The sequence below is a fragment of the Pseudomonas sp. NPDC089407 genome (genome assembly GCF_044900445.1).
In the GTDB taxonomy this organism is placed as follows: Bacteria; Pseudomonadota; Gammaproteobacteria; order Pseudomonadales; family Pseudomonadaceae; genus Aquipseudomonas.
In genome coordinates this window covers 80,578-104,975 of the sequence record NZ_JBJDNB010000010.1, presented here as the reverse complement: position 1 = coordinate 104,975, position 24,398 = coordinate 80,578, and the positions used below count along the sequence as shown (strand labels likewise).

Annotated in this window: 23 protein-coding genes; 10 read left to right on the top strand and 13 right to left on the bottom strand. The window is 61.3% G+C overall.

Going from position 1 to position 24,398, the window contains the following annotated elements:
• Positions 1–52 precede the first annotated feature (52 nt).
• A complete protein-coding gene (locus ACI2KG_RS10290) occupies positions 53–1,264 on the bottom strand; it encodes a hypothetical protein (protein ID WP_404661794.1) in 1,212 nt (403 codons plus the stop codon).
• Between the two features lie 163 nt (positions 1,265–1,427).
• Complete coding sequence (locus ACI2KG_RS10285) at positions 1,428–2,549, bottom strand: tyrosine-type recombinase/integrase (protein WP_404661865.1); 1,122 nt, start codon at positions 2,547–2,549, stop codon at positions 1,428–1,430.
• Between the two features lie 101 nt (positions 2,550–2,650).
• Here ACI2KG_RS10285 and dusA point away from each other — a divergent pair, with 101 nt between their 5' ends.
• The 3 genes from dusA (at position 2,651) to ACI2KG_RS10270 (ending at position 6,966) form a co-directional block, all read left to right on the top strand.
• Complete coding sequence (dusA, locus tag ACI2KG_RS10280; protein ID WP_404661793.1) at positions 2,651–3,661, top strand: tRNA dihydrouridine(20/20a) synthase DusA; 1,011 nt, start codon at positions 2,651–2,653, stop codon at positions 3,659–3,661.
• A gap of 308 nt (positions 3,662–3,969) precedes the next feature.
• Positions 3,970–4,896, top strand: coding sequence for a transaldolase (tal, locus tag ACI2KG_RS10275; RefSeq protein ID WP_404661792.1), 927 nt, complete (start codon positions 3,970–3,972; stop codon positions 4,894–4,896).
• A 219-nt stretch (positions 4,897–5,115) separates the two neighbouring features.
• Entirely contained in the window at positions 5,116–6,966 is a 1,851-nt protein-coding gene (locus tag ACI2KG_RS10270) for an alkaline phosphatase D family protein (RefSeq protein WP_404661791.1), read from the top strand.
• 91 nt (positions 6,967–7,057) lie between these two features.
• Here ACI2KG_RS10270 and rssC read toward each other — a convergent pair whose 3' ends face one another.
• Together rssC and rssB are read right to left on the bottom strand one after the other, a co-directional pair.
• The gene (gene rssC / locus ACI2KG_RS10265; RefSeq protein ID WP_019096598.1) at positions 7,058–7,540 is read right to left on the bottom strand and encodes an anti-sigma factor antagonist RssC; all 483 of its coding nucleotides are present in this window, start codon (positions 7,538–7,540) and stop codon (positions 7,058–7,060) included.
• Positions 7,537–8,718, bottom strand: coding sequence for a two-component system response regulator RssB (rssB, locus tag ACI2KG_RS10260; RefSeq protein ID WP_400617549.1), 1,182 nt, complete (start codon positions 8,716–8,718; stop codon positions 7,537–7,539). The genes rssC and rssB overlap by 4 nt, the downstream gene beginning before the upstream one ends.
• A gap of 281 nt (positions 8,719–8,999) precedes the next feature.
• Here rssB and ACI2KG_RS10255 point away from each other — a divergent pair, with 281 nt between their 5' ends.
• Positions 9,000–9,299 (top strand): PilZ domain-containing protein, encoded by a 300-nt coding sequence (locus tag ACI2KG_RS10255; protein ID WP_404661790.1) that lies wholly within the window; start codon positions 9,000–9,002, stop codon positions 9,297–9,299.
• 165 nt (positions 9,300–9,464) lie between these two features.
• On the opposite strand, the gene ACI2KG_RS10250 is transcribed toward ACI2KG_RS10255, so the two are convergent.
• The gene (locus ACI2KG_RS10250) at positions 9,465–10,172 is read right to left on the bottom strand and encodes a VacJ family lipoprotein (protein WP_404661789.1); all 708 of its coding nucleotides are present in this window, start codon (positions 10,170–10,172) and stop codon (positions 9,465–9,467) included.
• Positions 10,173–10,373: 201 nt separating this feature from the next.
• On the opposite strand from ACI2KG_RS10250, the gene ACI2KG_RS10245 reads away from it, so the two are divergent.
• Both ACI2KG_RS10245 and ACI2KG_RS10240 read left to right on the top strand, forming a co-directional pair.
• Positions 10,374–10,937, top strand: coding sequence for a phosphonoacetaldehyde phosphonohydrolase-related protein (locus ACI2KG_RS10245; RefSeq protein WP_404661788.1), 564 nt, complete (start codon positions 10,374–10,376; stop codon positions 10,935–10,937).
• 123 nt (positions 10,938–11,060) lie between these two features.
• Positions 11,061–11,324 carry a DUF4404 family protein gene (locus ACI2KG_RS10240; RefSeq protein ID WP_183674830.1) on the top strand — a complete coding sequence of 88 codons (264 nt, stop codon included), beginning with the start codon at positions 11,061–11,063 and terminating at the stop codon, positions 11,322–11,324.
• Between the two features lie 142 nt (positions 11,325–11,466).
• Here ACI2KG_RS10240 and queF read toward each other — a convergent pair whose 3' ends face one another.
• Both queF and ACI2KG_RS10230 read right to left on the bottom strand, forming a co-directional pair.
• On the bottom strand, positions 11,467–12,297 hold the full coding sequence (gene queF, locus ACI2KG_RS10235; protein ID WP_404661787.1) for an NADPH-dependent 7-cyano-7-deazaguanine reductase QueF: 831 nt from the start codon (positions 12,295–12,297) through the stop codon (positions 11,467–11,469).
• 68 nt (positions 12,298–12,365) lie between these two features.
• Entirely contained in the window at positions 12,366–12,893 is a 528-nt protein-coding gene (locus tag ACI2KG_RS10230; RefSeq protein WP_404661786.1) for a plastocyanin/azurin family copper-binding protein, read from the bottom strand.
• Between the two features lie 159 nt (positions 12,894–13,052).
• Between ACI2KG_RS10230 and cinR the strand changes: the two genes are divergently transcribed.
• Positions 13,053–13,733 carry a two-component system response regulator CinR gene (gene cinR / locus ACI2KG_RS10225; protein WP_404661785.1) on the top strand — a complete coding sequence of 227 codons (681 nt, stop codon included), beginning with the start codon at positions 13,053–13,055 and terminating at the stop codon, positions 13,731–13,733.
• Positions 13,730–15,082, top strand: a complete 1,353-nt coding sequence (locus tag ACI2KG_RS10220; protein WP_404661864.1) for a heavy metal sensor histidine kinase — start codon at positions 13,730–13,732, stop codon at positions 15,080–15,082. The genes cinR and ACI2KG_RS10220 overlap by 4 nt, the downstream gene beginning before the upstream one ends.
• A 140-nt stretch (positions 15,083–15,222) precedes the next feature.
• Here ACI2KG_RS10220 and ACI2KG_RS10215 read toward each other — a convergent pair whose 3' ends face one another.
• The 3 genes from ACI2KG_RS10215 to ACI2KG_RS10205 form a co-directional block, all read right to left on the bottom strand.
• Positions 15,223–16,464 (bottom strand): lipoprotein-releasing ABC transporter permease subunit, encoded by a 1,242-nt coding sequence (locus ACI2KG_RS10215; protein ID WP_404661784.1) that lies wholly within the window; start codon positions 16,462–16,464, stop codon positions 15,223–15,225.
• Between the two features lie 61 nt (positions 16,465–16,525).
• Complete coding sequence (lolD, locus tag ACI2KG_RS10210) at positions 16,526–17,209, bottom strand: lipoprotein-releasing ABC transporter ATP-binding protein LolD (protein ID WP_404661783.1); 684 nt, start codon at positions 17,207–17,209, stop codon at positions 16,526–16,528.
• 7 nt (positions 17,210–17,216) lie between these two features.
• A complete protein-coding gene (locus ACI2KG_RS10205; RefSeq protein ID WP_404661782.1) occupies positions 17,217–18,467 on the bottom strand; it encodes a lipoprotein-releasing ABC transporter permease subunit in 1,251 nt (416 codons plus the stop codon).
• A gap of 93 nt (positions 18,468–18,560) precedes the next feature.
• Here ACI2KG_RS10205 and ACI2KG_RS10200 point away from each other — a divergent pair, with 93 nt between their 5' ends.
• Positions 18,561–19,145 (top strand): PilZ domain-containing protein, encoded by a 585-nt coding sequence (locus tag ACI2KG_RS10200; RefSeq protein ID WP_404661781.1) that lies wholly within the window; start codon positions 18,561–18,563, stop codon positions 19,143–19,145.
• Between the two features lie 30 nt (positions 19,146–19,175).
• The gene (locus ACI2KG_RS10195; protein WP_400617559.1) at positions 19,176–19,898 is read left to right on the top strand and encodes a glycerophosphodiester phosphodiesterase; all 723 of its coding nucleotides are present in this window, start codon (positions 19,176–19,178) and stop codon (positions 19,896–19,898) included.
• 42 nt (positions 19,899–19,940) lie between these two features.
• Here ACI2KG_RS10195 and sthA read toward each other — a convergent pair whose 3' ends face one another.
• From sthA to ACI2KG_RS10180, 3 genes are all read right to left on the bottom strand, one after another.
• Complete coding sequence (sthA, locus tag ACI2KG_RS10190) at positions 19,941–21,335, bottom strand: Si-specific NAD(P)(+) transhydrogenase (protein WP_404661780.1); 1,395 nt, start codon at positions 21,333–21,335, stop codon at positions 19,941–19,943.
• A 204-nt stretch (positions 21,336–21,539) separates the two neighbouring features.
• On the bottom strand, positions 21,540–22,538 hold the full coding sequence (locus ACI2KG_RS10185; RefSeq protein WP_404661779.1) for an FAD:protein FMN transferase: 999 nt from the start codon (positions 22,536–22,538) through the stop codon (positions 21,540–21,542).
• 236 nt (positions 22,539–22,774) lie between these two features.
• On the bottom strand, positions 22,775–24,238 hold the full coding sequence (locus tag ACI2KG_RS10180) for a glyceraldehyde-3-phosphate dehydrogenase (RefSeq protein ID WP_346645626.1): 1,464 nt from the start codon (positions 24,236–24,238) through the stop codon (positions 22,775–22,777).
• Between the last annotated feature and the right edge of the window lie 160 nt (positions 24,239–24,398).

Below are 24,398 nucleotides of genomic sequence, written 5' to 3'. Positions count from 1 at the left end.
CGACCGCTTACAGCCAAAATTAGCCGTTTTCCGTCTGAAATCTACTTTTTCGTTATTTATTTTCTTTGGTGGCCCTATTGAAAAAATTTAAGACCCCAATAAAGTCAGTGAAATTATGTCTATGCATGTGATTCTCTTTAATCACTTCCAACTGCTCAAACATTGCCCGCCTTAACACTGCGCAGTATTCATTTCTTTTTTCTGTATGCTCCCCAATAGAAAGACTCATGAATGAAGTTAACGAGCCATCCATTTTTTCATATCTATTCCCCCAATATAATCCAGACAACAAAGAAGATTTCACATCCAAATAGGCAACAGCGCGGACTATTTCGCTTCTACTTATCGAACCCTGCATATTCACCAGGCAAAAAACAACATACTCTGTCACAAACTGTGACGTTAGTTCATTCCGCACGACGGGGTGAGGATGCCTAGCATTGACAAATTCTAAATTGCTCTCATACCCCTTATAAAACCTGTTAAACATGCAGTATTGAGCACAAAGCAAAAGATAAACAGAAGAAAAATGGAACATTTTTTTCCTGAGCAAATACCTAACTGTAAATTCACCCCCCTCGACATCTGCTAACACTTCTCTAGCCTGAAATCTGACACACTCTTCGCCAACGCATTCGACTTTGGTCATTTCGTAAGACTCAGCCTCTAATGCTTCAGGAGTCTCAGAGCCAGAGCGAAGCAGGTAGTGGCGCTGAACAAGGTGGCTAAGTTCGTGAAAAAACACCCAAGCTAGCATTACTTCGAACATCAAGAATCGGCAGGCGAGAGCATTTTCAGGTATTCCAGGGTGAACCCTTTCCTTTACGATCTTGTTCTTAATGCTTTTATAAATATTAGTGTGCTGGGAGGCTGGGATACTTGGCACTCCACCATCAAAAAAAGATGCCACATCTGAAAATTCTGCTTTCAGATGATCAATGTAATCAGGACCGCTCGCAATTTTATCTGCCAGCACCGGAAAAACAAAGGAGTCTCTATATATCTCTCTAACCATCCCCATATATAATTCAATCCGTGGATTATAAGGATCACCGGGATCGACAAATGCCCTAGCATTTACTTCCTCAGATAAAGGCAGGACGCACCTTAGCTCTCCTCCGAGCCTGGAGTAAATCTCATCGTTTGACCATTGCACCAAATCTGCTACGATAGTTTCAGCCACGTCCTTTATCCAAAAGACGTCCATAAACTCATTCTCCTCCTTATCCCTATGCAGCTTTTCCTTATCGTATCTATCGTCCATATTTTTCCTCCAAAGCCAAACTAAAAATTTATCGCGAACGCTTAAAATCAGATCATGGCCGCTTCGGGCCGATCAAACTATCCATTTTCCTAACCAGGTCCGGTGCAATCGAATCGTCAAGACAAGTGCAAGTGACGCTCAATTCTGCGCATACCCCAAGGAACTACTCAACCCGGGCGCCTAGGGTGACCGGAGCCTGGATAATCCGCTCTAACCAACTCCACTCCATATATCGATCCCCACGTCCCCTGAGATGTGTGTAACGCCGCAGCGAGTTCCAGTCGCGATGGCCGGAAACACTCGATACGCGCGGGATATCCCAATCCATTTCGAACAACCGGCTCACACCTTCGTGGCGCAGATCGTGAAAATGCAGATCCTCCAGGCCAACCATCTTGCATGCCCTGGACCAGGCCGTGCCGATTGAATCGGTGTTGTACGGGAAGATCTCAGCGCACTGACGCGGCATGCTTTGCACAATCGCCCACGCCTCATCCGGCAGATGGCACCACACGTCGTTGCCAATCTTCTGCCCGGGGTTCTTCATGTCCCGCACTTTCACCGCTTGGCGGTACTCATCAAGATCCTCCCACATGATGCGAGCGATCTCGTCCATACGGCGCGTCGAAAAGATGGCAAACGCCACGACCTTCGGCATGTGAATGACTGTCGGTCGACGTGCAAGCATCTCGAAAAAGTGCTCAAGCACCTTGTCGAGCTCTTCGAGCGTTGGCCTGCGATCCCGCTCCCGGCTTTTCATGTTGTAGCCGAGGCGCTTCAGGACAAGGCGTGCGTCGGGCATAGCTTGGGGGTTGATCTCGTACTCCCACGCTGCCCTAGCCAGCGACAGCACTGAACCCAAGTGAGCCAGATCATTTCCTGCTGTCTGCGGTTTGATGGCACCGCCTGCAGGGCTCATACGCCATAGGGCATAGTCCACCAGTGCTTGCTGGCTGATGTCAGAATCGACCATCTCACCCAGATAGCTGTTCTTGATGGCGTTCAGCGTGCGTCGCTTAGTCTCGCCCAGAGGCCGAGCTTTCTCGGCCTCAACCAGATAGCGGTCGATCATGTGTTTGACTGTGTGCCCTACCCGGTTGGCGCGCTCGATAGCACCAGGCTCAGCCAACTCGGTTTCCCTCCGCTTCGCCCAGGCCACTGCAGCCTGTTTGCGGGCGAACGTTTGGCTCTCTTGGTAGACTGTCACCTTGTCACGATTAATGCGGATCTGGACGAGGTAGCTGGTGCTGCCATCGGCCTTTTTACGCGTTCTGATCGTTGCCATCTGAGATTGGTACACGTCGTCTGTCGATTGGTACATTGTACCAAGCGCTTGGTAAAAACGCCCCAAAACCCCGAAAATTGGTACAAAATACGTTGAACGAAATGACCGCAAAATCAGGCTCTAAGCCAGAAACCACGCGCCCTGAGCCGTCACGCCGCTTCAGCGTTGCACCGATGATGGACTGGACAGATAGGCACTGCCGGTTCTTCCTGCGCCTGCTCTCCAAACAAACCCTGCTCTACACCGAAATGGTCACCACCGGCGCCCTGCTGCACAACGACGCCCAGCGTTTCCTGCGCCACGACGTCTCCGAGCACCCGCTGGCCCTGCAGTTGGGCGGCAGTGCGCCGGCTGACCTGGCCGCCTGTGCGCGCCTGGCAGAGGACGCCGGCTACGATGAGGTCAACCTCAACGTCGGCTGCCCCAGCGACCGCGTGCAGAACAACATGATCGGCGCCTGCCTGATGGCTCACCCGGCGCTGGTGGCCGATTGCGTGAAGGCCATGCGTGATGCGGTGTCGACCCCGGTTACGGTCAAGCACCGCATTGGCATCAACGGCCGTGACAGCTATGCCGAGCTGTGCGACTTCGTCGGCCAGGTGCGTGAGGCGGGCTGCCGCAGTTTTACCGTGCATGCGCGTATTGCGATTCTGGAAGGGCTGTCGCCGAAGGAAAACCGTGAGATCCCGCCGCTGCGCTATGACGTGGCTGCGCAGTTGAAGTCGGACTTCCCAGACCTGGAAATCGTGCTTAACGGCGGGATCAAGACCTTGGCTGAATGCCAGGTGCACCTTGAAACCTTCGATGGCGTGATGCTGGGGCGTGAGGCGTATCACAACCCTTACCTGCTGGCCGAGGTGGATCAGCAGCTGTTTGGCAGTGAAGCGCCAGTGGTCAGCCGTAGCGAGGCGCTGGCGCAGCTGCGGCCTTATATCGTGGCACACATGGCCAGTGGTGGCGCGATGCACCATGTTACCCGGCATATTCTGGGGCTGGCCCAGGGGTTCAAGGGCGCGCGGCGCTTCCGCCAGTTGCTGTCGGCGGATATTCACAAAGCGGCGGAGCCGCTGGCGGTGTTTGATCAGGCGGTGGAGTTGTTGCAAGGGCGTTGAAGCAGACGATGGAAGGCAACGCGGTCGGTGTAGGAGCGGCCTTGTGTCGCGATGGGCTGCGTAGCGGCCCCAGGATCTTCGGCGCGGCAGCGATTATGGGGCCGCTGCGCGCCCCTTCGCGGGTAAACCCGCTCCTACGGGGGGGCCGTGCGGGCTGTGGGTTTTGTGTAGGGGGAACCTCGGGGCGACCTGGGACTCGAATCTTCACCTTCGTACCGCCCTCCTAGGGCAAGCCCACACCTGACGGCCCTTGAGCGGCCGTCGGGGCTCGGGTAATGTCGAGTCATTGCACAGGACAGAGCACGCCCATGACCTCCAAGCTGGAACAACTCAAGCAGTTCACCACCGTGGTCGCCGACACCGGGGACCTGGACGCCATCACCCGTCTGAAACCGGTCGATGCCACCACCAACCCGTCGCTGCTGCTCAAGGCTGCCGCCATCCCGGGCTACGCCGACCTGCTCAAGCAGGTAAAAGCCGATGCCAAGGGCAATGTCGACCTGGCCTGCGACAAATTTGCAGTCGCGGTGGGCTCGGGCATTCTCAAGGTCATCCCGGGGCGTATCTCCACCGAAGTGGATGCCCGTCTGTCGTTCGACGAACCGGCGCTGCTGGCCAAAGCGCGCACGCTGATCGACCTGTACGAAAAAGCCGGTGTCGGCCGTGACCGCGTGCTGATCAAGCTGGCCTCCACCTGGGAAGGCATCCGCGCCGCCGAGAAGCTGGAAAAGGAAGGTATCCAGACCAACCTCACCCTGCTGTTCTCCTTCGCCCAGGCCCAGGCCTGCGCCGATGCCGGGGTGTTCCTGATTTCGCCGTTCGTGGGGCGTATCTATGACTGGTACAAGAAAAGCACCGGCCAGGAATACGTGGGTGCCGAGGACCCGGGCGTGCAATCGGTCACGCGTATCTACAACTACTACAAGGCCAATGGTTACAACACCGTGGTCATGGGCGCCAGCTTCCGCAACATTGGCCAGATCGAACAACTCGCCGGCTGCGACCGCCTGACCATCAGCCCGGACCTGCTCGACAAGCTGGGCAGCGACCAGGGCGAGCTGCCGCGCATCCTGAAGCCAGGCAACGCCGGTGAGGCCAAGCAGGTACTGAACGAAAGCCAGTTCCGCTGGGCGATGAACGAAGATGCCATGGGTACCGAGAAGTTGGCCGAGGGTATCCGCCAGTTTGCCCGGGACCAGGAAAAGCTGGAGAAGTTGATGGCTGAAAAGGCCTGATACAGTTCGGGTTTGCCAGACGGGCGGGAAGTGTTCAGCATTTTCCGCCCGTTTTTCGTCTGACACCAGCATGTGCCAGGCTTTAGCAGTTTGTTGAATTCAATGGCCCTATCGCCGGCAAGCCAGCTCCCACAGGTACTGCACAGCTCTCGAGATGGGCACTGTACCTGTGGGAGCTGGCTTGCCGGCGATGGGGCCAGTTAGCCCTCAGAGCTGTCAATGACCTCCTCTACCTCCTTGCCCCTCGTCCTCACCGGCCCGGTACTGCGCCGCCTGGAACCCCAGCGCCTGGCCATCTGGCTGGTCGCTACCCAACCGCTTCAGCCCGCGTTCATTTTCCCGGCTAGCGAGGCCCAGGTCGATTGCCAGGTGATCCCGGTAGGCCAGCATGCGTTCATTCACCTGCTGGATATCCAGTTCGCCCACCCCCTGCCCCGCAACCAGCAGCTCGACTACGACCTGTTGCTCAACGGCCAAGGCATCGCCGGCTGGGCGCCGCACCTGCTCTATTCTGGCCAGCAGCGTCCAAACCTGGTGTTGCGCGATCGCCTTGACCACTTGCTGCACGGCTCCTGCCGCAAACCGCACCACCCGGCTGCCGACGGCCTGCTGTGCGCCGACCGCCTGCTGCAGGCCTGCACAACGCCCGAAGAGCGCCCCGCCGTATTGCTGATGACCGGCGACCAAGTGTATGCCGACGACGTCGCCGGCCCGATGCTGCGCGCCATCCATGGCTTGATCGCGCGCCTGGGCCTGTTCGACGAGCAACTGGATGGCGCGGTGGTCGACGACAGCCAGGCCCTGTATCGGCACACGGCCAGCTACTATCACCGCGCCGATCTGCTGCCCGCGCAGGAGCGCAACGAAACACTGCGCGAACGCTTCTTCGGCGGCAAGCGCAAGCCGATCTTCTCGTCCAGCAACGCAGACAACCACCTGGTGACCTTTGCCGAGGTCATGGCCATGTACCTGCTGGTGTGGTCGCCCGTCCCTTGGCAGCTGGTAGGCCTGGACATGCCCGAAGGGCTCAGCGACCCGCATCAGGACCGTTACCGGCAAGAACTGCCGCTGATCCAAGGCTTTGCCGACAACCTCGATCAAGTGGCTCGGGTGATGGCCCACCTGCCCTGCCTGATGATCTTCGACGACCACGACATCACCGACGACTGGAACCTTTCGGCGCAGTGGGAGGAAACCGCCTACGGCCACCCGTTCTCGCGGCGGATCATCGGCAATGCCCTGCTCGGCTACCTGCTGTGCCAGGCCTGGGGCAATGACCCGGACACCTGCAAGCCTCTGCTCGATCAATGCCAGGCGCTGACCAGCCACAATCAGGACGCGCTGATCGGCGACTTGCTGCGTTTCCAGGGTTGGCAGTTCAGCCTGCCAACCGAGCCACCGTTGCTGGTACTGGACACCCGCACCCGCCGCTGGCGCAGTGAAAGCAACCTGGCCAAACCGTCTGGCCTGCTGGACTGGGAGGCGCTGAGCGAACTGCAACACGCACTGCTCGACCACCCTTCGGCAGTCATCGTGTCACCTGCGCCGATTTTTGGCGTGAAGCTGATTGAAACGGTGCAGAAAGTATTCAGCTGGCTGGGCTACCCGCTGCTGGTGGATGCCGAGAACTGGATGGCCCACCGTGGTGCGGCGCAGGTCATCCTCAATATCTTCCGCCACTCGCGTACGCCGGGGCATTACGTAGTGCTGTCCGGGGACGTGCACTACTCGTTCGTCTACGAAGTGCTGATTCGCCACCGCCAGCGCAGCCCGCATTTGTGGCAGGTGACCAGCAGCGGCATCAAGAACGAGTTTCCGCGGCGCTTGCTGGATGTGCTGGACCGCCTGAACCGCTGGCTGTATTCGCCGCGCTCGCCGTTGAACGGGTTTACCAAGCGCCGGGAGATGGAGGTGGTGCCGCGTACGCCTAGCCACAGCAAGGCGGGGGAGCGGTTGTGGAATGGGGCGGGGTTGGGGCAGGTGTTCTTTGATGAACAGGGGCGGCCGGCGCGGGTGTATCAGCTGGATGCGGGTGGGGGTGAGGCGACCGAGTTTGTTGGCCGACAGTAGTGAGGCAATGGCATTGCTGTTGCCCGCGCTGGCCCTATCGCCGGCAAGCCAGCTCCCACAGGAAAGCGAAGAGGCCAGTGCGGGTTAAGGCTCAGCTACGCTCCAGCGCACTGACCAGGTCATGGAAGGCTTCACGGTTGGAATCGTTCAGGCCCATCAGGATCTTGTGTGCCTCCAATACCTTGGAGCGCACCACGTCTTCGTTCTGGTCCTGCGATGGCAGGTCGGTCAGGCATTCCGGGCACGGAATCGGACGATCGACGATGTTGAACACCTGATCGAAGCCCATCGATTGCAGCAACCGGGAGATGTCCGGGTTGGTGGTGACCACGGTCGGCAGCAGGCCAACCTTTTGCCGCGACAGGATCGACAGCTTGGCCAGCAAGCCCAAGGTGGTGCTGTCGATGCTCTCGGTTTCGGTGAGGTCGATGACAATCGCCGAGAAGTTCAGCGCAGTGAAGATCTTCTCGATCGTCGCATCCAGCGCCGAACACAGGGTCAGGCGCACTTCACCGACAAACTTCAGTACGAAGGTACCACTCTGCTCGGCGAACTGGATTCTACCGGTACTCATTGAAGGTTCCTGCTCAACACCAATAGGGCGATATCATCCGGCATCTCCCCAAGCGTAGCCAATCCAAATCGTTGACGCAGCCCATCCAGGCTGCCACCTGCTGCCTTGACGATTTCCGGCAAGGCGGCTTCTTTATCTTTGAGCGTATCACCCGGCAAAAGGTCCAGAATGCCATCGGACATCAGGCTGAGGCTGAACTGCGGCGGCAGCTCCACCACCAGGTCCTGGTAGGTGGCCTCGTCGAATAGCCCCACCGGCAGGCCGCGGCCTTCCAGGTAGCGGGTGTGCTCGGGGGTGTACAGCACCGGCAGCGGCAAATGCCCGCCCACCGCGTAGGTCAGCAGCCCGGACTCTTCGTCGATCACCCCGCCGACCATGGTGACGTGCTTGCCCAGCTTGCTGTTTATCAGGCCGCGGTTGATGTGGCTGAGCACTTCCGACGGTTTGAACTCGCGCATCTTGCTGCGCTTGAGCTCGAACATGAGGCGCGTGGTCATGAATTTCAACAGCACGGTGACAAACGCCGACGACGCGCCATGCCCGGAAACATCGGCAAGGTAGAAGGCAATGCGCCGTTCGTCCACACGGAAGTAATCGACAAAATCACCCGACAGGTACAACGACGGGATGATCTGGTGCTCGAAGGCAAACGCGCCGGCCGCCCAAGGGCTTTCCGGCAGCATGTTCATCTGCACCTGGCGACCGGCGGTCTGGTCTTCCTGCAGCAGGTGCAGGCTGGCCTCCAGTTCGCGGTTGGCGGCTTCGAGCTTGTCGCGGTAACGCTGGTTTTCCAGCACCAGGCGCGAACGGTCGAGGGCGCGGCGCACCGAATGCTCGAGTACGGCCAGGTCTTCCAGCGGCTTGATCAGGTAGTCGGCGGCGCCCAGGCGTAACGCCTCCACCGCATCACTCATGACGCCTGCACCGGACACTACGATCACCGGCAACTGCGGCGCACGTTCGCTGACCTGGCGGATCAGTTCGAGGCCGCCCATCTGCGGCATGCGCAGATCGCAGATCACGAGGTCGGGCTGGTGTTCTTCGAAGACCTGAAGCCCCTGCTGGCCATTACCGGCCTGGAGGACGCTGAAGCCACTGTCTTCGAGATAGGCGGCGAGGCTCGCACGGACCACGTCGTCGTCATCGATGATCAGCAGCGTTGCACTGGTTTTCTGCATGTGGGCGAACGGCGCCGATTTAGGTTGGTGCAGTGGTGTCGGCAAGGCAGACGGCCAGCTACGGGAATTCTTTGTGGTCACACTCTACTTGAGTTGTAGGACAAGAACACCTGTCCGGCAACTGTCCGGCAACTGTGAGCGCTACCTTGTAAGGCGCAGACGGTACTCCCATCCGCCAGGGGTTTCAAGCATGCAAGGGTAGACCTCGCCGCTCTTTACAGGGCAAATCACCGGGAGTTATAAGAAAGTCGACCAGCGCAACCCGATGGGAAGGATGCAGCATGCCCCACACGCCCTCCAGCCACAGCGAGAAACGCGATTTCATCCGCATGCGCATCGACACCGAGGTCAGCCTGCTGCACGCAGGCCAGGTCATCACGGCGGTGTGCCTGGACCTGTCCAGCGGCGGCATGCAGGTGCAGGCGCCAGAACATTTTCAGGTAGGGGACCAGATCGAGGTGCGGATCGACTCCGACCACCCGGCGCTGAAGGGCCTGCATGCCAGCACCGAGGTGGTGTGGCTCGCCGACCAGCCGGGCGGGCAACAGAAGTTCGGTTTGCGCATCTTGGCGATGCATTAAAGCCGCGCGAAATACCTGTAGGAGCGGCCTTGTGTCGCGATCGGGCCGCAAAGCGGCCCCAGATTTCAGCTTCGCCGCAAAGATTGCCGGGGCCGCTTTGCGGCCCGATCGCGACACAAGGCCGCTCCTACACGAGACCGCGCCGGGCCCCAAGGCTGCGGTTAATCAGAAGTCGTCTTCGACCTCGCCATCCTTGACCTTGAACTCGCGGTTCTGCAGGTAGGCATTGCGAATGAAAATGTACTTGTCACCCTGGATCAGCTTCTCGGCCGACAGCAGGCTGGCACGGGTGTCGATCACGTCCAGGGCAAAGATCGAATTGCGGGTCGGCACGTGGTCGATGTAGCGGTACGGCTCGGTATAGCTGTCCGGGTACTTGGCCACGCCGTCACGCACGGTGCTTGGGCCCAGCAACGGGATGACCACGTACGGGCCGCTCGGTACCCCCCAATAGCCCAGGGTCTGGCCGAAGTCTTCGTCATTGCGCTGCAGGCCCATTTTGGTGCCCACATCGAAGAAACCGCCCAGGCCGAAGGTGGTGTTCACGATCAGCCGCGCAGTGTCCACGCCCGCCGCATGCGGCTTGAGCTGCAGGATGTTGTTAGCCAGGTTGGTCACGTCACCCAGGTTGCGAAAGATGTTGTGAATGCCATCTTCGAGGAACTGCGGGGTAACCGCCTCGTAGCCCTTGGCCAGCGGCTTGAGGGCATAGGTGTCGACCGTATCGTTGAAACGGAAGATCGGGCGGTTGACCGCTTCCCAGGGATCTTCCTCGGTGGCAGCCTGAGTGGCTGCCACGGGCGCCAGCAGCATGCTGGCGCAGACACAGGCCTGGGTGACTCGTTCGATCACACTGGCACCGATCCTACGCATAGATGTCTCTCCATCGGATTTCTCGGCCGCAAGCGCAACGGGTCGCGCTGCTGTTAAGGCGGCAGTATAGAGGCTTGCGGGCTGATAAACAGCTTTACACATTTTTGCTAAACGTTTTGTGAACAACTGTTGCACAGGGGGCACTGTCACAGGGCGGTAACAATCAACGCATAGCCTGCGGACTATTTGGGGGACGTTGCCATGGACGCTGCACCCGCCTTTACCGCTGTGCTGTTCGGCCTGCGCGGCTGCCTGGTGCAGGCCGCCAATGGCGCCCCCTCGCCCGCCCCCGGCGCCCTGGCGACCCTCGCCAGCCTGCGCCAGCGCAAGGTGCCGTGCATCTGGCTGGATGACCTTGCCAGCACGCAAAGCAAGCGCCTGGCCCATGTGCTGCCTGACTGGCTGCCGGGGCATTCGGTGAACGGTGTGCGCTGGCCGGCACCCAACGCCTGTTGGCAGGCGCTGATGACCCTGGACAGCGAACGCTTGGACGGCTGCGTGCTGGTCAGCGGCGACCCGCGCCTGCTGCAGTCGGGGCTTAACGCCGGGCTGTGGACGGTCGGCCTGGCCGCCTGCAGCCCGTTATGCGACCGCAGCTCACAGCAATGGCAAGCCCTGAGCCCGCAGGAACAGGACCTGGCCCGCGGCAAGGCGACGCTGGCGTTATTCAGCCTGGGCGTGCACTCGGTGATCGACCACCTCGAAGCGCTGGACACCTGCCTGCAGGACATTGCCCTGCGCCGGCGCAAAGGCGAAAAACCCTGATACAGCCGCATTGACGCGGATCATGCAAAGCAGCGGCAGGTGGATTACGCTGAACACAAACCAGAACCTTTGCCGCTTCGCTGAGGTCCATGGTTTTGCCAAGCCATTGATGGAGAACAGCCAATGCCTGCCCGCGAATTGCAAGAGCGCCTGAACAGCTTGCGCGAGCAACTGGACCGTAACGTACCGCTTTCGGAAGAAGAGCTGGCCGCACTGCACGAAGAAGCCCGCCAGATCGAGGCGCAATTGAAGCTTGAAGAAACCACGCCGGACAATAACCTGGTGGATGGTGTGAACCTGGCGATCGAACGCTTCGAGGCCGACCACCCCGACCTCACCGCCACCCTGCGCAGTATTGCCAATTCGCTGCACAGCATGGGGATCTGAGATAGCTGGGGGGTGCTTTGCACCCCTATCGCGACACAAGGCCGCTCCTACAGGTCCGCGCAAATTTCTGAACTTGCGCGAGCCCTGTAGGAGCGGCCTTGTGTCGCGATGGGCCGCGAAGCGGCCCCGGCATACATGAACCTTACTGGCGAACCAGGCGCTTGTTATCCGGGCTGATCGCCCCCGTGCTGCGGTACGGGTTGATATCCAGCCCACCCCGGCGCACATAACGCGCATACACCGTCAGGTGCTCCGGCTGCAGCAGGTTTTTCAAGTCCAGGTAAATGCGCTCCACGCACTGCTCATGGAAGTCGGCATGCTGGCGGAAGCTGATCAGGTAGGTCAACAGGCTGGCGTGGTCCAGCGCCCTGCCCTTGTACTCGACCACCACGCTGCCCCAGTCCGGCTGGCCGGTCACCGGGCAATTGGACTTCAGCAGGTGGCTGTGCACGGTTTCTTCCACCACGTGCTCCGTGCTGCAGCGCAGCAGTTCTGGCTGCGGCTGCTCGTAGGTGCTGATGGCCACGTCCAGTGCATCGATGCACAGGCCCGGCAAGGCCACCACCCCCTGGGCCTCGACTTCGGCCAAGGTGCGCACCTTCACCCCCACCGGTTTGCCGGCCGCCGCAGAGAGGTCTTTCTCCAGACAGGCCTGCAACTCACCCAGCGACGCGAACACCGTCTGGTTCAGCGAGTTGAGGTACAGCTTGAACGACTTGGACTCGATGATGTTCGGCGAATCGGCCGGAATGGCGAACTCGCCGATCGCCACCACCGGCTTGCCCGAAGGCAGCAGCCAGCTCAGTTCGAAGCAGTTCCAGTAATCCACGCCCTGCCACGGCAAGGTCTGGGCAGTAACCCCCAGCTCAGCCCATTTGGCGGTACGCGGAATGGGGAACAGCTGCTCCGGGGAGTAGGTGGCGATGTATTCGCTGGATTTGCCCAGCGGGGAGTGTTCGGCAGCGGGATGCATGGAAACTGACCTGAAGGTTCGAAATTGCCCCTAGTCTACCGGTTTTGCACCCCGCCTTGCAGGGCCAGTCACTCGATGGTCAATGCCCCGACCATGCCGGCCTGGTAGTGCCCCGGTACGTTGCAGGCAAACTCGATAGGCGCCGACTTGCGGAAGGTCCAGGTCAGCTCGCCGCGCTGGCCGGGCATGACCAGTACGGTGTTGCCACCCGCGTGGCCATGGCCGCCACCATGATCCATCGCTTGGCTGTTGTTCATCATCTGACCATGATCCATGCCCTCATGGTTCATGCCCCCGGTGAACAGCTTGCCTTGCATGGCGACCATCTCCTTCTGGTGCTCGGCATGCATGGCCTTGTCGCCGAGGTTGAATTCGTGCGGCAGCTTACCTTCGTTTACCAGCACGAAGCGCACCGTTTCGCCCGCCTTCACCTCAAGGTTCCCGGGCTCGAAGGCGATATCCTTGAGCACCACATTGACCGTGCGGGTGGCCTTGGAAGCCGGGGCTGGTTCGCCGAAGGCGAAGGTTTGCGCCTCACCGGCAAAGGTCGGCAGGCTGACCAGGGCAAGGGCGGCGGCGATGAACAGGCATTTCATGATGACTCCGGGAATACACAGCGGGATGCAGCCACATTAATCAGGGGCGACTGGCAGCTACCTGACAGGCAGATTACAACTTTGTCAGCTTGAGCGTGCCGGCACATCGTCACGTATCATTTCAGCATCACCCGGTCCCTGTGGGAGTCAAGCCACCTGATGAAACTGCTGATCGTCGAAGACCAGGCCCGCACCGGCCAGTACCTGAGCCAGGGCCTGAGCGAGGCCGGCTTTACCACCGAACTGGCCACCGATGGCGAGACCGGCCAGTTCCTTGCCCTGACCGGTGATCACGCCCTGCTGATCCTCGACGTGATGCTGCCCGGCCGTGACGGCTGGCAGATCCTGCAGGCTGTACGCCAGGCCGGCCTGGACACGCCGGTGCTGTTCCTCACCGCCCGCGACGCCGTCGAGGACCGCGTACACGGCTTGGAGCTGGGCGCCGACGACTACCTGGTCAAGCCGTTCGCCTTTTCCGAACTGCTGGCCCGGGTGCGCAGCCTGCTGCGCCGTGGCACCAGCCCCAGCCAGGACACCACGCTTAGCCTGGCCGACCTGCGCCTGGACCTGATCCGCCGCCGCGCCGAGCGCGCCGGCCAGCGCATTGACCTGACCGCCAAGGAATTCTCCCTGCTCGAACTGCTGCTGCGCCGCCAGGGCGAGGTGCTGCCAAAGTCGCTGATTGCCTCGCAGGTGTGGGACATGAACTTCGACAGCGACACCAACGTGATCGAAGTGGCAATCCGCCGTCTGCGCCTGAAAATCGACGACCCGCACCCCAACAAGCTGATTCACACCGTGCGCGGCATGGGTTACGTCCTCGAAGAGCGCGCCGACTGATGCGCCGGCTATCCCTCGGCAGCCGCCTGGCCTTGCTGTTCGCCGCCTGCACCGCCGCCGTCTCGCTCGGGGCCGGCTTGCTATTCAGCCGCGCCAGCGAACAGCACTTCGTCGAACTTGACCAACAACTGCTGCACTCGCGGCTGTCGCTGTTTCGCACGCAGCTGGCGGGCATCAGCAGCATGGATGACCTGAAGGCACGCCTGCCCGCCCTGCGCGACGAGCTTAGCCATCAGGCCGACCTGGCCCTGCGCATCAGCAGCGCTGAAGGCACCCCCTGGTTCGAAAGCCGCAGCGGGCTGCCGCAGGCACCGCTCGCCGCCGGGCTGGCCACCTTGCATGAACAGGGCACCGACTACCGCAGCCTGGCCGTGCACCTGATGCAGGGTGCCACGCAGTCGCCACAACTGACCCTGTACCTCGACATCACCCACCACCAGCACTTCCTGCAAGGCATGCAGCGCCTGATCTGGCTGACGGTCGGCCTGTCGGCACTGGCCACCGCACTGCTCGGTGCCTGGGCCGCACGTAGCGGCCTGCGCCCGCTGCGGCAAATGGGCCAGGTGGCTGCCAGCGTGTCAGCCCGCTCACTGACTACCCGGCTGCCGCTGGCGCAGATGCCCGAAGAACTGGCTGAACTGGCCAGCAGCATGAACGCCATGCTTCAGCGCCTGGACGATGCCTTCCAGCGCCTGTCGGCGTTTTCGGCCGACATCGCCCACGAGTTGCGCACACCGCTGTCCAACCTGCTGACCCACACCCAGGTCACCCTCACCCGCCCGCGCAGCCTGGAGGAATACCGCGAAGCCCTGCATGGCAACCTGGAGGAGCTGCAAGGGATGGCGCAGATGATCAACGACATGCTGTTCCTGGCCAAGGCCGATCATGGCCTGCTGGTGCCGGGGCAAGCGCCACTGGCCCTGCACGAAGAAGTGGATGCGCTGCTGGAATACTACGCGCCGCTGGCGGAAGACAGCGACGTGCAGATGCTGCGCGAGGGTGAAGCCGTACTGCATGGTGACCGGCATATGCTGCGCCGGGCGCTGTCCAACCTGCTGGATAACGCGTTGCGCTTTACTGCGGCGGGCGGGCACATACGGGTGACGCTGGCGCCGGGGCCAAGCATCAGCGTGGCCAATACAGGGGCGGCTATCGAGCCGGCTGTTTTACCGCGGTTGTTTGACCGTTTTTACCGGGTGGACCCGGCGCGACGGGAAGGCAGTAGCGAGCATGCGGGGTTGGGGCTGGCGATTACCCGGTCGATCGTGCAGGCCCATGGCGGGCGCATTCGGGCGGAGTGTGAGGATGGGTGGACGCGGTTTGTGATTGAGTTCACTGAAGATCGGTGAAATTGGGGCTGCTTTGCAGCCCATCGCGACGCAAGGCCGCTCCTACAGGGATCGCGTCAGTCTGGGAGAACGCGGTCGCTGTAGGAGCGGCCTTGCGTCGCGAAAGGGGCGCAAGGCGCCCCCAACAATCTCACAGGAAACTATACAGCCAGGCCAATCGCCGGCTGCACCTGCGACGCCCGATACGCAGGATAAATGGTCGCCAAAAAGCTCATCACCAGCCCCGCCGTGCAGATCATCACCACATCGCCCCACTGCAACTGCGACGGCAAGCTGCTGACGAAGTACACATCCGAGGTAAAGATGTGCTGCCCGCTCACCCGCTCCAGCCAACCGACAATCTGACTGACGTTGAACGCTGCAATCACCCCCAACACACCACCGATCAGCGTGCCGACAATACCGATCAGGCTGCCCTGAACCATGAACGTGCCCATGATCTGCGCCGGCGTGGCGCCCAGGGTACGCAGGATGGCAATGTCCGGCCCCTTGTCGTTCACCACCATCACCAGGGTGGCAATGATGTTGAACGCCGCCACCGCGATGATCATCATCAGCAACAGGCCGATCATGGTCTTCTCCATTTTCATCGCACTGAACAGGCTGCCCTGAGTGTGCGACCAGTCATCGGCGCGGTAGGCGTCACCCAACCCGGCAGCAATGGCCTTGGACACCTGCGGTGCGGCATACAGGTCGTGCAGCTTCAGGCGCACGCCCTGTACCTGGCCTGGCGCCCAGCGCTGCATCTCGGCGGCATCGGCCACATGGATGTAGGCCTGCGAGCCATCCAGCTCGGCGCCGACCTTGAAGATGCCGACCACGGTCAGGCGCTGCATGCGTGGGGTGATGCCGCCTGGCTCCTTGCTGATTTCCGGCACGATCAGGGTCAACTTGTCGCCGGTGTTCAGGCGAAAACGCCGAGCCGTCAGCTCGCCGATGACCACACCGAACTCACCCGGCTGCAGATCCTGCAAGCGGCCCTGGACGATATGCTGGCCAACGATCGAGACCTTGCTTTCCTCGGCCGGGTCGATACCGCCCACCTGGATCGGCTGCATCGCACCTTTGTAAGAGAGCATGCCTTCCATCTCGGTAATCGGCGCTACCGCCATCACCGCCGGGTTTTGCAGGGCCGCGTCGGCCACCTTGTGCCAGTCGCCCAACGGCTGCACGCCAAGGATGGCGGCATGCGGCACCAGGCCAAGGATGCGCGAGCTCATTTCGCGCTGGAAGCCGTTCATCACCGACAGCACCACGATCATCGCCAGCACGCCCAGCGACAGGCCGATCATCGAGGTCATCGAAATGAACGAGATGAAGTGGTTGCGGCGCTTGGCTCGGGTGTAACGCGCGCCGATGAAAATGGGCAAGGGTCTGAACATGTACGAAATCACCCAATGAAAACAGGAAAACGGAGCAGCACCTGCTGCCCCGTGCAGTCGATCAGATTGCCACCAGGTGGCCGTCGTCGAGCTTCAATACACGGTCCATCTGGCGCGCCAGGTTAAGGTCGTGGGTAACCACCAGGAACGCCGTGCGCGAGGCGCTGGACAGCTCCTGCATCAGTTCCTGGATACCTTGGGCGGTATGGTGGTCGAGGTTGCCGGTAGGCTCGTCGAGCATCACCAGGCCAGGGCGGTTGACCAGTGCCCGGGCAATCGCCACGCGCTGGCGCTCGCCCCCGGACAGCTCGGCCGGCTTGTGATTGAGGCGATGGCCCAGGCCCACGCGTTTGAGCAGTGCCTCGGCGCGCTCACGTGCCTCGGGGATGGGCGTGCGACCGATCAGCAGCGGCATGCACACGTTCTCGATGGCAGTGAACTCTGGCAACAGGTGGTGGAACTGGTAGACGAAGCCCAGCTCACGGTTGCGCAGCAGGCCACGGGCACGCTCGCCCAGCGCGGACAGCTCTTCGCCCGCCAGCCAGACACTGCCCTGGGTTGGCCGGTCGAGGCCACCCAACAGGTTGAGCAGGGTGCTCTTGCCAGAGCCCGAGCTGCCGACGATGGCAATGCGCTCACCGGCGTGCAGTTCCAGGTTGAGGCCGGACAGCACTTGTATCGACTCCGGGCCCTCGTCGTAGGACTTGCCCAGGTTGCGGCAACTCAGAACGGCTTTATCACTCATGCGCGACTCACTCATAACGTAGCGCCTCTGCAGGCTGGGTGCGCGCCGCACGCCAGGCCGGGTACAGGGTGGCGAAGAAACTCAGGACCAGCGCCGCACCACAGACCATGTAAACGTCCTGGGCCTGGATCTGCGATGGCAGGTAATCGATGAAATACACGTCGGCGTTGAGGAATTTGTGCCCGATCAGCTTCTCGATGCCGGCGATCGCTGAACTGACATTCAGCGCCGCAAGAATGCCGACCACCGCGCCGATCAGGGTACCGATCACCCCGATCACCGTGCCCTGGACCATGAAGATGAGCATGATCTGCCCGGGCGTGGCGCCCAGGGTGCGCAAGATGGCGATGTCGCCACGCTTGTCGTTGACCACCATCACCAGAGTGGAAATGATGTTGAACGCCGCCACCGCCACGATCAGCAGCAGCAGCAGGCCGATCATGGCCTTTTCCATGCGGATTGCCTGGTACAGGTTGCCGTGTGTTCGGGTCCAGTCGCGGCTGTAGTACTCCTGGTCGCCCAGCTGCTGGGCGATGCTCCAGGCAACGCGCGGCGCCTGGAACAGGTCGTCGAACTTCAGGCGCAGGCCTTGTACCTGATCGGGCTTCCAGCGGTGCAGGCGGGACAGGTCGCTGATGTTGGTCAGGCCCAGGTAGCCGTCGATTTCGCCCGCGCCAACGTGGAAGGTGCCAACCACGGTGAAGCGCTTCATGCGCGGGAACATGCCGGCCGGGGTCACGCTGACCTCGGGGGCGACAAAGGTGAGCTTGTCACCAATGGCAACGCCCAGCTTGGCCGCAGCCTTGTCGCCGATCATGATGCCCCACTCACCCGGGGCCAGCTGGTCCAGGCGGCCCTGCAATACGAAGTTGTCGATGATCGACACCTCGCGCTCGCGGGCCGGATCGATGCCATTGAGCAGCACCTTCTGCACCTTGCCGTCATGGGTCAGCAGGCCCTGCATCTGGGTGAACGGCGCAACCGCCACCACCTGCGGATTCTGCTTTACTTGTTGGGCAAGGGCCTGCCAGTCGGCGATGGACTGGCCGCTCTCCAGCGTGGCATGGGGAATCATGCCCAGCACGCGGGTGCGCATCTCGTGGTCGAAACCGTTCATCACCGACAGCACCACGATCATCACCACCACGCCCAGGGCGAGGCCGATCATCGAGGTCAGGGAAATGAACGAGACGAAGTGATTGCGTCGTTTGGCACGGGTATAACGCGTGCCGATAAATGCGAAAAGAGGTCTGAACATGTCGGGGCTTGTTCGGATGAAAGGGAACGTCCTTGTGGCGAGGCGCCTACGGCGGCTTTACACTCGGACCACCGCCGCTACCTTGGGTTCGCCATGACGACATTAGACGAAGAAGATCGCCGCGAATATTACCGCATCGAAGATCGGATCGCACTTCAAATCAGCCCTCTCAGCGCGGCCGAAGCCCTTGACCCAGATGTGTTGCAAGATGATTCCCCGCTGTTCAACCTGCTCAGCGAGCTGCACCTGTCCGACTTCGAGTCGCAGCACCTGCTGCGCCAGCTGAGCGACAAGGACCGCACCCTCGGCGCCTTCCTGCGCGCGCAGAACAAGCGCCTCGACCTGCTCAGCGCGGTGGTTGCGCACACCCTGCTCGGCGAAGTGGGCCAGCCACAGCCGGTAAAGATTTCCGAGGGCGGCATCGAGTTCGTGCAAACCTCGCCGGTTGCCCCCGGCACCCAGGTAAAAGTAAAAATGGTACTGATGCCGCGCGCCCACGGCCTGTTGCTGCGCGGCAAGGTCACCCATTGCGACGCTCGCGCCAACGGCGGCTTCGAGGTGGGTACCGAATTCATCGACATGACCGACGCCCAGCGGCAACTGCTCGCCCGTTACATCCTGCAGCGCCAACAGCAGCAACGGCGCCAGCAACTGGAACAGAACAACCCAGCCTCCTGAACCTGTTTTCTCTGATTTGAAGGAACGAACGTGACCCTGATCTACGGCCATCGCGGCGCCAAGGGCGAAGCACCCGAGAACACCCTGACCAGCTTCCAGCAGTGCCTGGCCCACGGCGTCAACCGCTGCGAGCTGGACTTGCACCTGTCAGCCGACAACGAGTTGATGGTGATCCACGACGCCACCCTCAAGCGCACCACCGGCCGGCGCGGCAAGGTGGTCGAGCACCCGGCCTCGGAACTGGTCAAGATCGACGCTCGCAAAGGCGGCCCGGGCCACGTACAACCCTGCCCCATTCCGACCTTGCAGGCGTTGTTCGAAAAATGCCCGTTCGAGCACTGGCAACTGGAAGTGAAAAGCGCCTCGCGCACCCGCGCCGCCACCACGGTGCTGGCAATCCGTGAGCTGGCCCAGCAATACGGCCTGCTGGACAAAGTGACCATCACTTCCAGCTCGCGCGAAGTACTGGGCGCTGCGCTAGAGCTGGTACCGGACGTGAAGCGCGGGCTGGTGGCCGAATACGCCTGGCTCGACCCGCTGAAGGTGGCACAGAACTACGGCTGCGAGCTGTTGGCGTTGAACTGGACGCTGTGCACCCCCGAGCGCCTGCTGAAAGCGCAGGGCCAGGGTTTGCACGTGTCGGTATGGACGGTCAACGAACCGGCACTGATGCGCCGGCTCGCTGATTTTGGCGTGGACAGCCTGATTACAGACTTTCCCGGTTTGGCCAAGACCACCCTCGGGCAGGGTTGAAATCGGTCTCTCCGACCGGCTCAGGCCACCGGTCGGAGCCGCTCAAAAAAGCCGGTTCAGGCCGTCGTAGGCAGCTACCCGATAGGCTTCGGCCATGGTCGGGTAGTTGAACGTGGTGTTGACAAAGTACTTGAGGTTGTTCTGCTCCCCCGGCTGGTTCATGATCGCCTGGCCAATGTGGACAATCTCCGAAGCCTGGTAGCCGAAGCAGTGCACGCCGAGGATTTCCAGGGTTTCGCGGTGGAACAGGATCTTCAGCATGCCCTGCGGCTCACCGGCGATCTGCGCACGCGCCATGCTCTTGAAGAAGGCCTTGCCCACTTCGTACGGCACCTTGGCCTGGGTCAGCTCCTGCTCGTTCTTGCCGATCGAGCTGATCTCCGGAATGGTGTAGATGCCGGTCGGCACGTCGTTGACGAAGCGCCAGCTGCCATTATCGACGATGCTGCCAGCGGCCGAGCGGCCCTGGTCGTGGGCGGCACTGGCCAGGCTTGGCCAGCCGATCACGTCACCGGCGCCATAGATGTTCGGCACGCTGGTGCGGTAGGCCTCGTCGACCTCGATCTGGCCACGGCTGTTGACCTTGATACCGATATTCTCCAGGCCCAGCTTGTCGGTGTTGCCGGTACGGCCATTGCACCATAGCAAGGCGTCGGCCTTGATCTTCTTGCCCGACTTCAGGTGCAGGATCACCCCGTTGTCCAGGCCTTCGACGCGCTCATACTCTTCGTTGTGGCGCACGGTAATGTTGTTGTTGCTGAAGTGGTAGCTCAGCGCCTGGGAGATTTCCGAATCGAGGAAGCTCAACAGCTGGCCACGGTTGTCAACCAGCTCTACCAGTACGCCCAGGCCGCTGAAGATCGATGCGTATTCGCAACCGATCACGCCGGCGCCATACACGATCAACTTGCGCGGGGTGTGGCTGAGGCTAAGGATGGTGTCGCTGTCGTAGACGCGTGGGTGGTGGAAGTCGATGTCCGCCGGGCGGTACGGGCGCGAACCGGTGGCGATGATGATGTGCTTGGCGTTGAGCTTTTCGACCACGCCGTTCGGGCAGACCACTTCGACGGTCTGCTCGTCGGCGAAGCTGCCGGTGCCGAAGAACAGGTCGACGCGGTTACGGGCGTAATAGCCGGTACGCGAGGCGACCTGCTTGGCGATGACCTTCTCGGCGCTTTTCAGCACGTCCGGGAACGAGAACCAACGCGGCTCACCGATGGCGCGGAACATCGTGTTGGTGTTGAACTGCATGATCTGCCGCACCGAGTGACGCAGTGCCTTGGACGGGATGGTGCCCAGGTGCGTGCAGTTGCCACCAACCTGGCGACGGTCATCGACCATCGCTACCTTGCGCCCTGCTTTGGCGGCGTTCATTGCCGCGCCTTCACCGGCCGGGCCGGAACCCAGCACCACTACGTCGTAGTTGTAGACAGCCATGCGTACTCCTTCAGAACTGGCCCGCAAGCCACGGTCGCTCGCGGGGCGCGATCATGCCGCCGGGGCGTCATGAGAAAATTCGGGTGCAGTCTAATCAAGCGTGAACGCCGCGCACATTAACCCTTGGTCGCGTCGTAGGCCAATTTTGCCCGCACTACATATGCTTCACCCTTTCCCTGGCGGCAATCATCCCTGCTTGTGCTTTCACTCGCCTTTCACCGCCCGTTCGAACGCGGGCGTAGCTCGGGAGACGAAGCCACCCTCTGCCCGAGTCACCAAAACCGCGGCCAGGCCATGCGCCGCGGCAAAATCCCAGCCCTGTTCAGGGCCCAGGATCAGCAGCAGCGTCGAATAGCCATCAGCCTGCAGCGCCGAGGCGGCAAGCACGGTAACCGCGGCCAGGTCGTGTTCGACCGGGCGCCCGAGGCGGGCATCGAAGGTGTGTGAATAGCGCCGGCCATTCTGCTCGAAATAGTGCCGATAGTCACCCGAGGTTGATACTGAAAGGCCATTGACCGGGATGATCTGGCGGGCGATCTGGCGGTCCTCGCGTGGCAGCTCCAGGGCGATGCGCCACGGGCTGCCATCGGGTTTGCGGCCGACCGCCTTGAGTTCGCCGGTGGCCTCGGCGACAAAACTGGCGATGCCCATGGCCTGCAGCCTGGCAGCGATCAGGTCGACAGCATGGCCAGCGGCGATGCTGTTGAAATCGAGCTGCACCGGGGCGTCCTTGCACAGGGCCTGGCCGTCGATATGCAGGTGACGGTAACCGACGCGCTGGCGCACCTGGGCCAGGGCTTGCGGGTGGGGTACTTGCTCGTGGCGGGCCTGGGGGCCAAAGCCCCACAGGTCGAGTAATGGCTCTACCGTGAGGTCGAAGGCGCCGTCGCTTTGCTCAGCCAGGTGCTGCCCGAGGCTGACCAGTTCGAGCATGTCGGCCGGCAAGGCCAGGCACTGGTTGGCGGGCAACTGGTTGAACTGGCTGACGGTGGAGTCGCCGCGGTAGGTCGAATAGTGCTGGTCGATGCCGTGCAGAATGGTTTCGACTGCGGCCTGCACCTGAGCCGGCGCGGGGCCGCCCGGCTCGCGCACGTACTGGATGCTGTAGCTGCTGCCCATGGTCGGGCCGCCCAGGCGCTCCAGGGTGGGGCCTTGGTTGCAGGCGGTGAGCAGCATCAAGATGAACAATAGAGCTGTGCGCAATCGGAGTTTCTCAGTTCGACATGCCTGCACGGTCAGTGTAGGAGCGGCCTTGTGTCGCGAAAGGGCCGCAACGCGGCCCCAGCAATTTTTGCATCACCACCGAAATCTTGGGGCCGCTTTGCGGCCCTTTCGCGACACAAGGCCGCTCCTACAATGACCGCGCCAGCACGAACAATATTCAGGCAAAAAAAACGGGAACCCGAAGGTTCCCGTTTTTTCATTGCCTTACAAGCGAATCAGCGTGGAAACGCTGGCGGGTTCACACCGGCCATGTCTTCCATCACGCGAACCACCTGGCAGCTGTAACCGAATTCGTTGTCGTACCAGACGTACAGCACAACGCGGTTGTCGTTGGCGATGGTTGCTTCAGCGTCAACCACACCGGCGTGGCGCGAGCCGACGAAGTCGGTCGAAACCACTTCCTGCGAGGCAACGTAGTCGATCTGCTTGTGCAGTTCGGAGTGCATCGCGGTCTGGCGCAGGTACTCGTTGATTTCGTCCCGAGTAGTGGCCTTTTCCAGGTTCAGGTTGAGGATGGCCATCGAAACGTTTGGCGTCGGTACGCGAATGGCGTTGCCGGTCAGCTTGCCCTTCAGCACTGGCAGTGCCTTGGCGGCAGCGGTGGCGGCGCCGGTTTCGGTGATGACCATGTTCAGCGGCGCGGCACGACCACGGCGGCTGCCCTTGTGGAAGTTGTCGATCAGGTTCTGGTCGTTGGTGAACGAGTGAACGGTTTCGACGTGGCCATTGACGATGCCGTACTGGTCGTTGATGGCCTTGAGCACCGGCACGATGGCGTTGGTGGTGCAGGAAGCGGCCGAGATGATCTTGTCATCGGCAGCGATGTCGCCGTGGTTGATGCCATGCACGATGTTCTTCAGCGCGCCCTTGCCAGGTGCGGTGAGGATTACACGCGCAGCGCCCGGGCAGGCCAGGTGCTGGCCCAGGCCATCGGCATCACGCCATACGCCGGTGTTATCGACGATCAGCGCGTTATCGATGCCGTACTGGGTGTAGTCGACTTCGCTCGGGCTCTTGGCGTAGATAACCTGGATCAGGTTGCCGTTGGCGGTGATGGTGTTGTTGGCTTCGTCAATGGTGATGGTGCCATCGAACGGGCCGTGCACCGAGTCACGGCGCAGCAGGCTGGCACGCTTGACCAAGTCGTTTTCGGCGCCCTTGCGCACGACGATGGCGCGCAGGCGCAGGCCGTCGCCGCCACCGGTTTTCTCGATCAGAATACGCGCCAGCAGGCGGCCGATGCGGCCGAAGCCGTACAGGACAACGTCAGTGCCTTTGCGCGCCGAAGCGTTCTGCTGGCCAACCACTTCGGCCAGCTCTTCACGGACGAACTGCTCGGCAGTGCGGCCATTGCCTTCCTGCTTGAACTTGTTGGCCAGCTTGCCCAGGTCAACCGAAGCGGCGCCCAGTTTCAGCTCGCTCATGGCCTTGAGCAGGGGGAATGTCTCGTGGACGGACAGTTCGGTTTCGTCGGCTTGACGGTGACGCGCAAAGCGATGCGCCTTGAGGATCGAGATAACCGAACGGTTGATCAGGCTACGGCCATAAATCGAGCTCACCACGTTGTTGTTGCGGTAGAGCTGACCGATAAGCGGGATCATCGCTTCAGCCAGGGCTTCACGATCAATCCACTCACCAAGACACTGGTCGGGCTTCTGAGTCACGGGAACCTTCCACATGTAGGGACAGAAAAAAGGGGCTACATTATGACGCCCCAACGCGGAACCGGCAATGAGCGCCTGTCGTAGTGATGCAAGCCAGCGTTCATGGCCTTTCGAGCCTGACAGCCGGCACCGTCACCGGTACAATCGGTCTCTTTGCCGCAACGCTTGGAGTGCA

Bases quoted from the DNA above. Each gene is read 5' to 3' on its own strand.
- ACI2KG_RS10290 (WP_404661794.1), bottom strand. From the start codon at position 1,264: ATGGACGATAGATACGATAAGGAAAAGCTGCATAGGGATAAGGAGGAG.
- queF (WP_404661787.1), bottom strand. From the start codon at position 12,297: ATGCATCCCGCTGCCGAACACTCCCCGCTGGGCAAATCCAGCGAATAC.
- ACI2KG_RS10255 (WP_404661790.1), top strand. From the start codon at position 9,000: ATGCCCCACACGCCCTCCAGCCACAGCGAGAAACGCGATTTCATCCGC.
- dusA (WP_404661793.1), top strand. From the start codon at position 2,651: ATGACCGCAAAATCAGGCTCTAAGCCAGAAACCACGCGCCCTGAGCCG.
- sthA (WP_404661780.1), bottom strand. From the start codon at position 21,335: ATGGCTGTCTACAACTACGACGTAGTGGTGCTGGGTTCCGGCCCGGCC.
- rssC (WP_019096598.1), bottom strand. From the start codon at position 7,540: ATGAGTACCGGTAGAATCCAGTTCGCCGAGCAGAGTGGTACCTTCGTA.
- ACI2KG_RS10180 (WP_346645626.1), bottom strand. From the start codon at position 24,238: ATGTGGAAGGTTCCCGTGACTCAGAAGCCCGACCAGTGTCTTGGTGAG.
- ACI2KG_RS10270 (WP_404661791.1), top strand. From the start codon at position 5,116: ATGACCTCCTCTACCTCCTTGCCCCTCGTCCTCACCGGCCCGGTACTG.
- ACI2KG_RS10215 (WP_404661784.1), bottom strand. From the start codon at position 16,464: ATGTTCAGACCCTTGCCCATTTTCATCGGCGCGCGTTACACCCGAGCC.
- lolD (WP_404661783.1), bottom strand. From the start codon at position 17,209: ATGAGTGATAAAGCCGTTCTGAGTTGCCGCAACCTGGGCAAGTCCTAC.
- ACI2KG_RS10245 (WP_404661788.1), top strand. From the start codon at position 10,374: ATGGACGCTGCACCCGCCTTTACCGCTGTGCTGTTCGGCCTGCGCGGC.
- ACI2KG_RS10200 (WP_404661781.1), top strand. From the start codon at position 18,561: ATGACGACATTAGACGAAGAAGATCGCCGCGAATATTACCGCATCGAA.
- ACI2KG_RS10250 (WP_404661789.1), bottom strand. From the start codon at position 10,172: ATGCGTAGGATCGGTGCCAGTGTGATCGAACGAGTCACCCAGGCCTGT.
- rssB (WP_400617549.1), bottom strand. From the start codon at position 8,718: ATGCAGAAAACCAGTGCAACGCTGCTGATCATCGATGACGACGACGTG.
- cinR (WP_404661785.1), top strand. From the start codon at position 13,053: ATGAAACTGCTGATCGTCGAAGACCAGGCCCGCACCGGCCAGTACCTG.
- tal (WP_404661792.1), top strand. From the start codon at position 3,970: ATGACCTCCAAGCTGGAACAACTCAAGCAGTTCACCACCGTGGTCGCC.
- ACI2KG_RS10285 (WP_404661865.1), bottom strand. From the start codon at position 2,549: ATGGCAACGATCAGAACGCGTAAAAAGGCCGATGGCAGCACCAGCTAC.
- ACI2KG_RS10205 (WP_404661782.1), bottom strand. From the start codon at position 18,467: ATGTTCAGACCTCTTTTCGCATTTATCGGCACGCGTTATACCCGTGCC.
- ACI2KG_RS10230 (WP_404661786.1), bottom strand. From the start codon at position 12,893: ATGAAATGCCTGTTCATCGCCGCCGCCCTTGCCCTGGTCAGCCTGCCG.
- ACI2KG_RS10240 (WP_183674830.1), top strand. From the start codon at position 11,061: ATGCCTGCCCGCGAATTGCAAGAGCGCCTGAACAGCTTGCGCGAGCAA.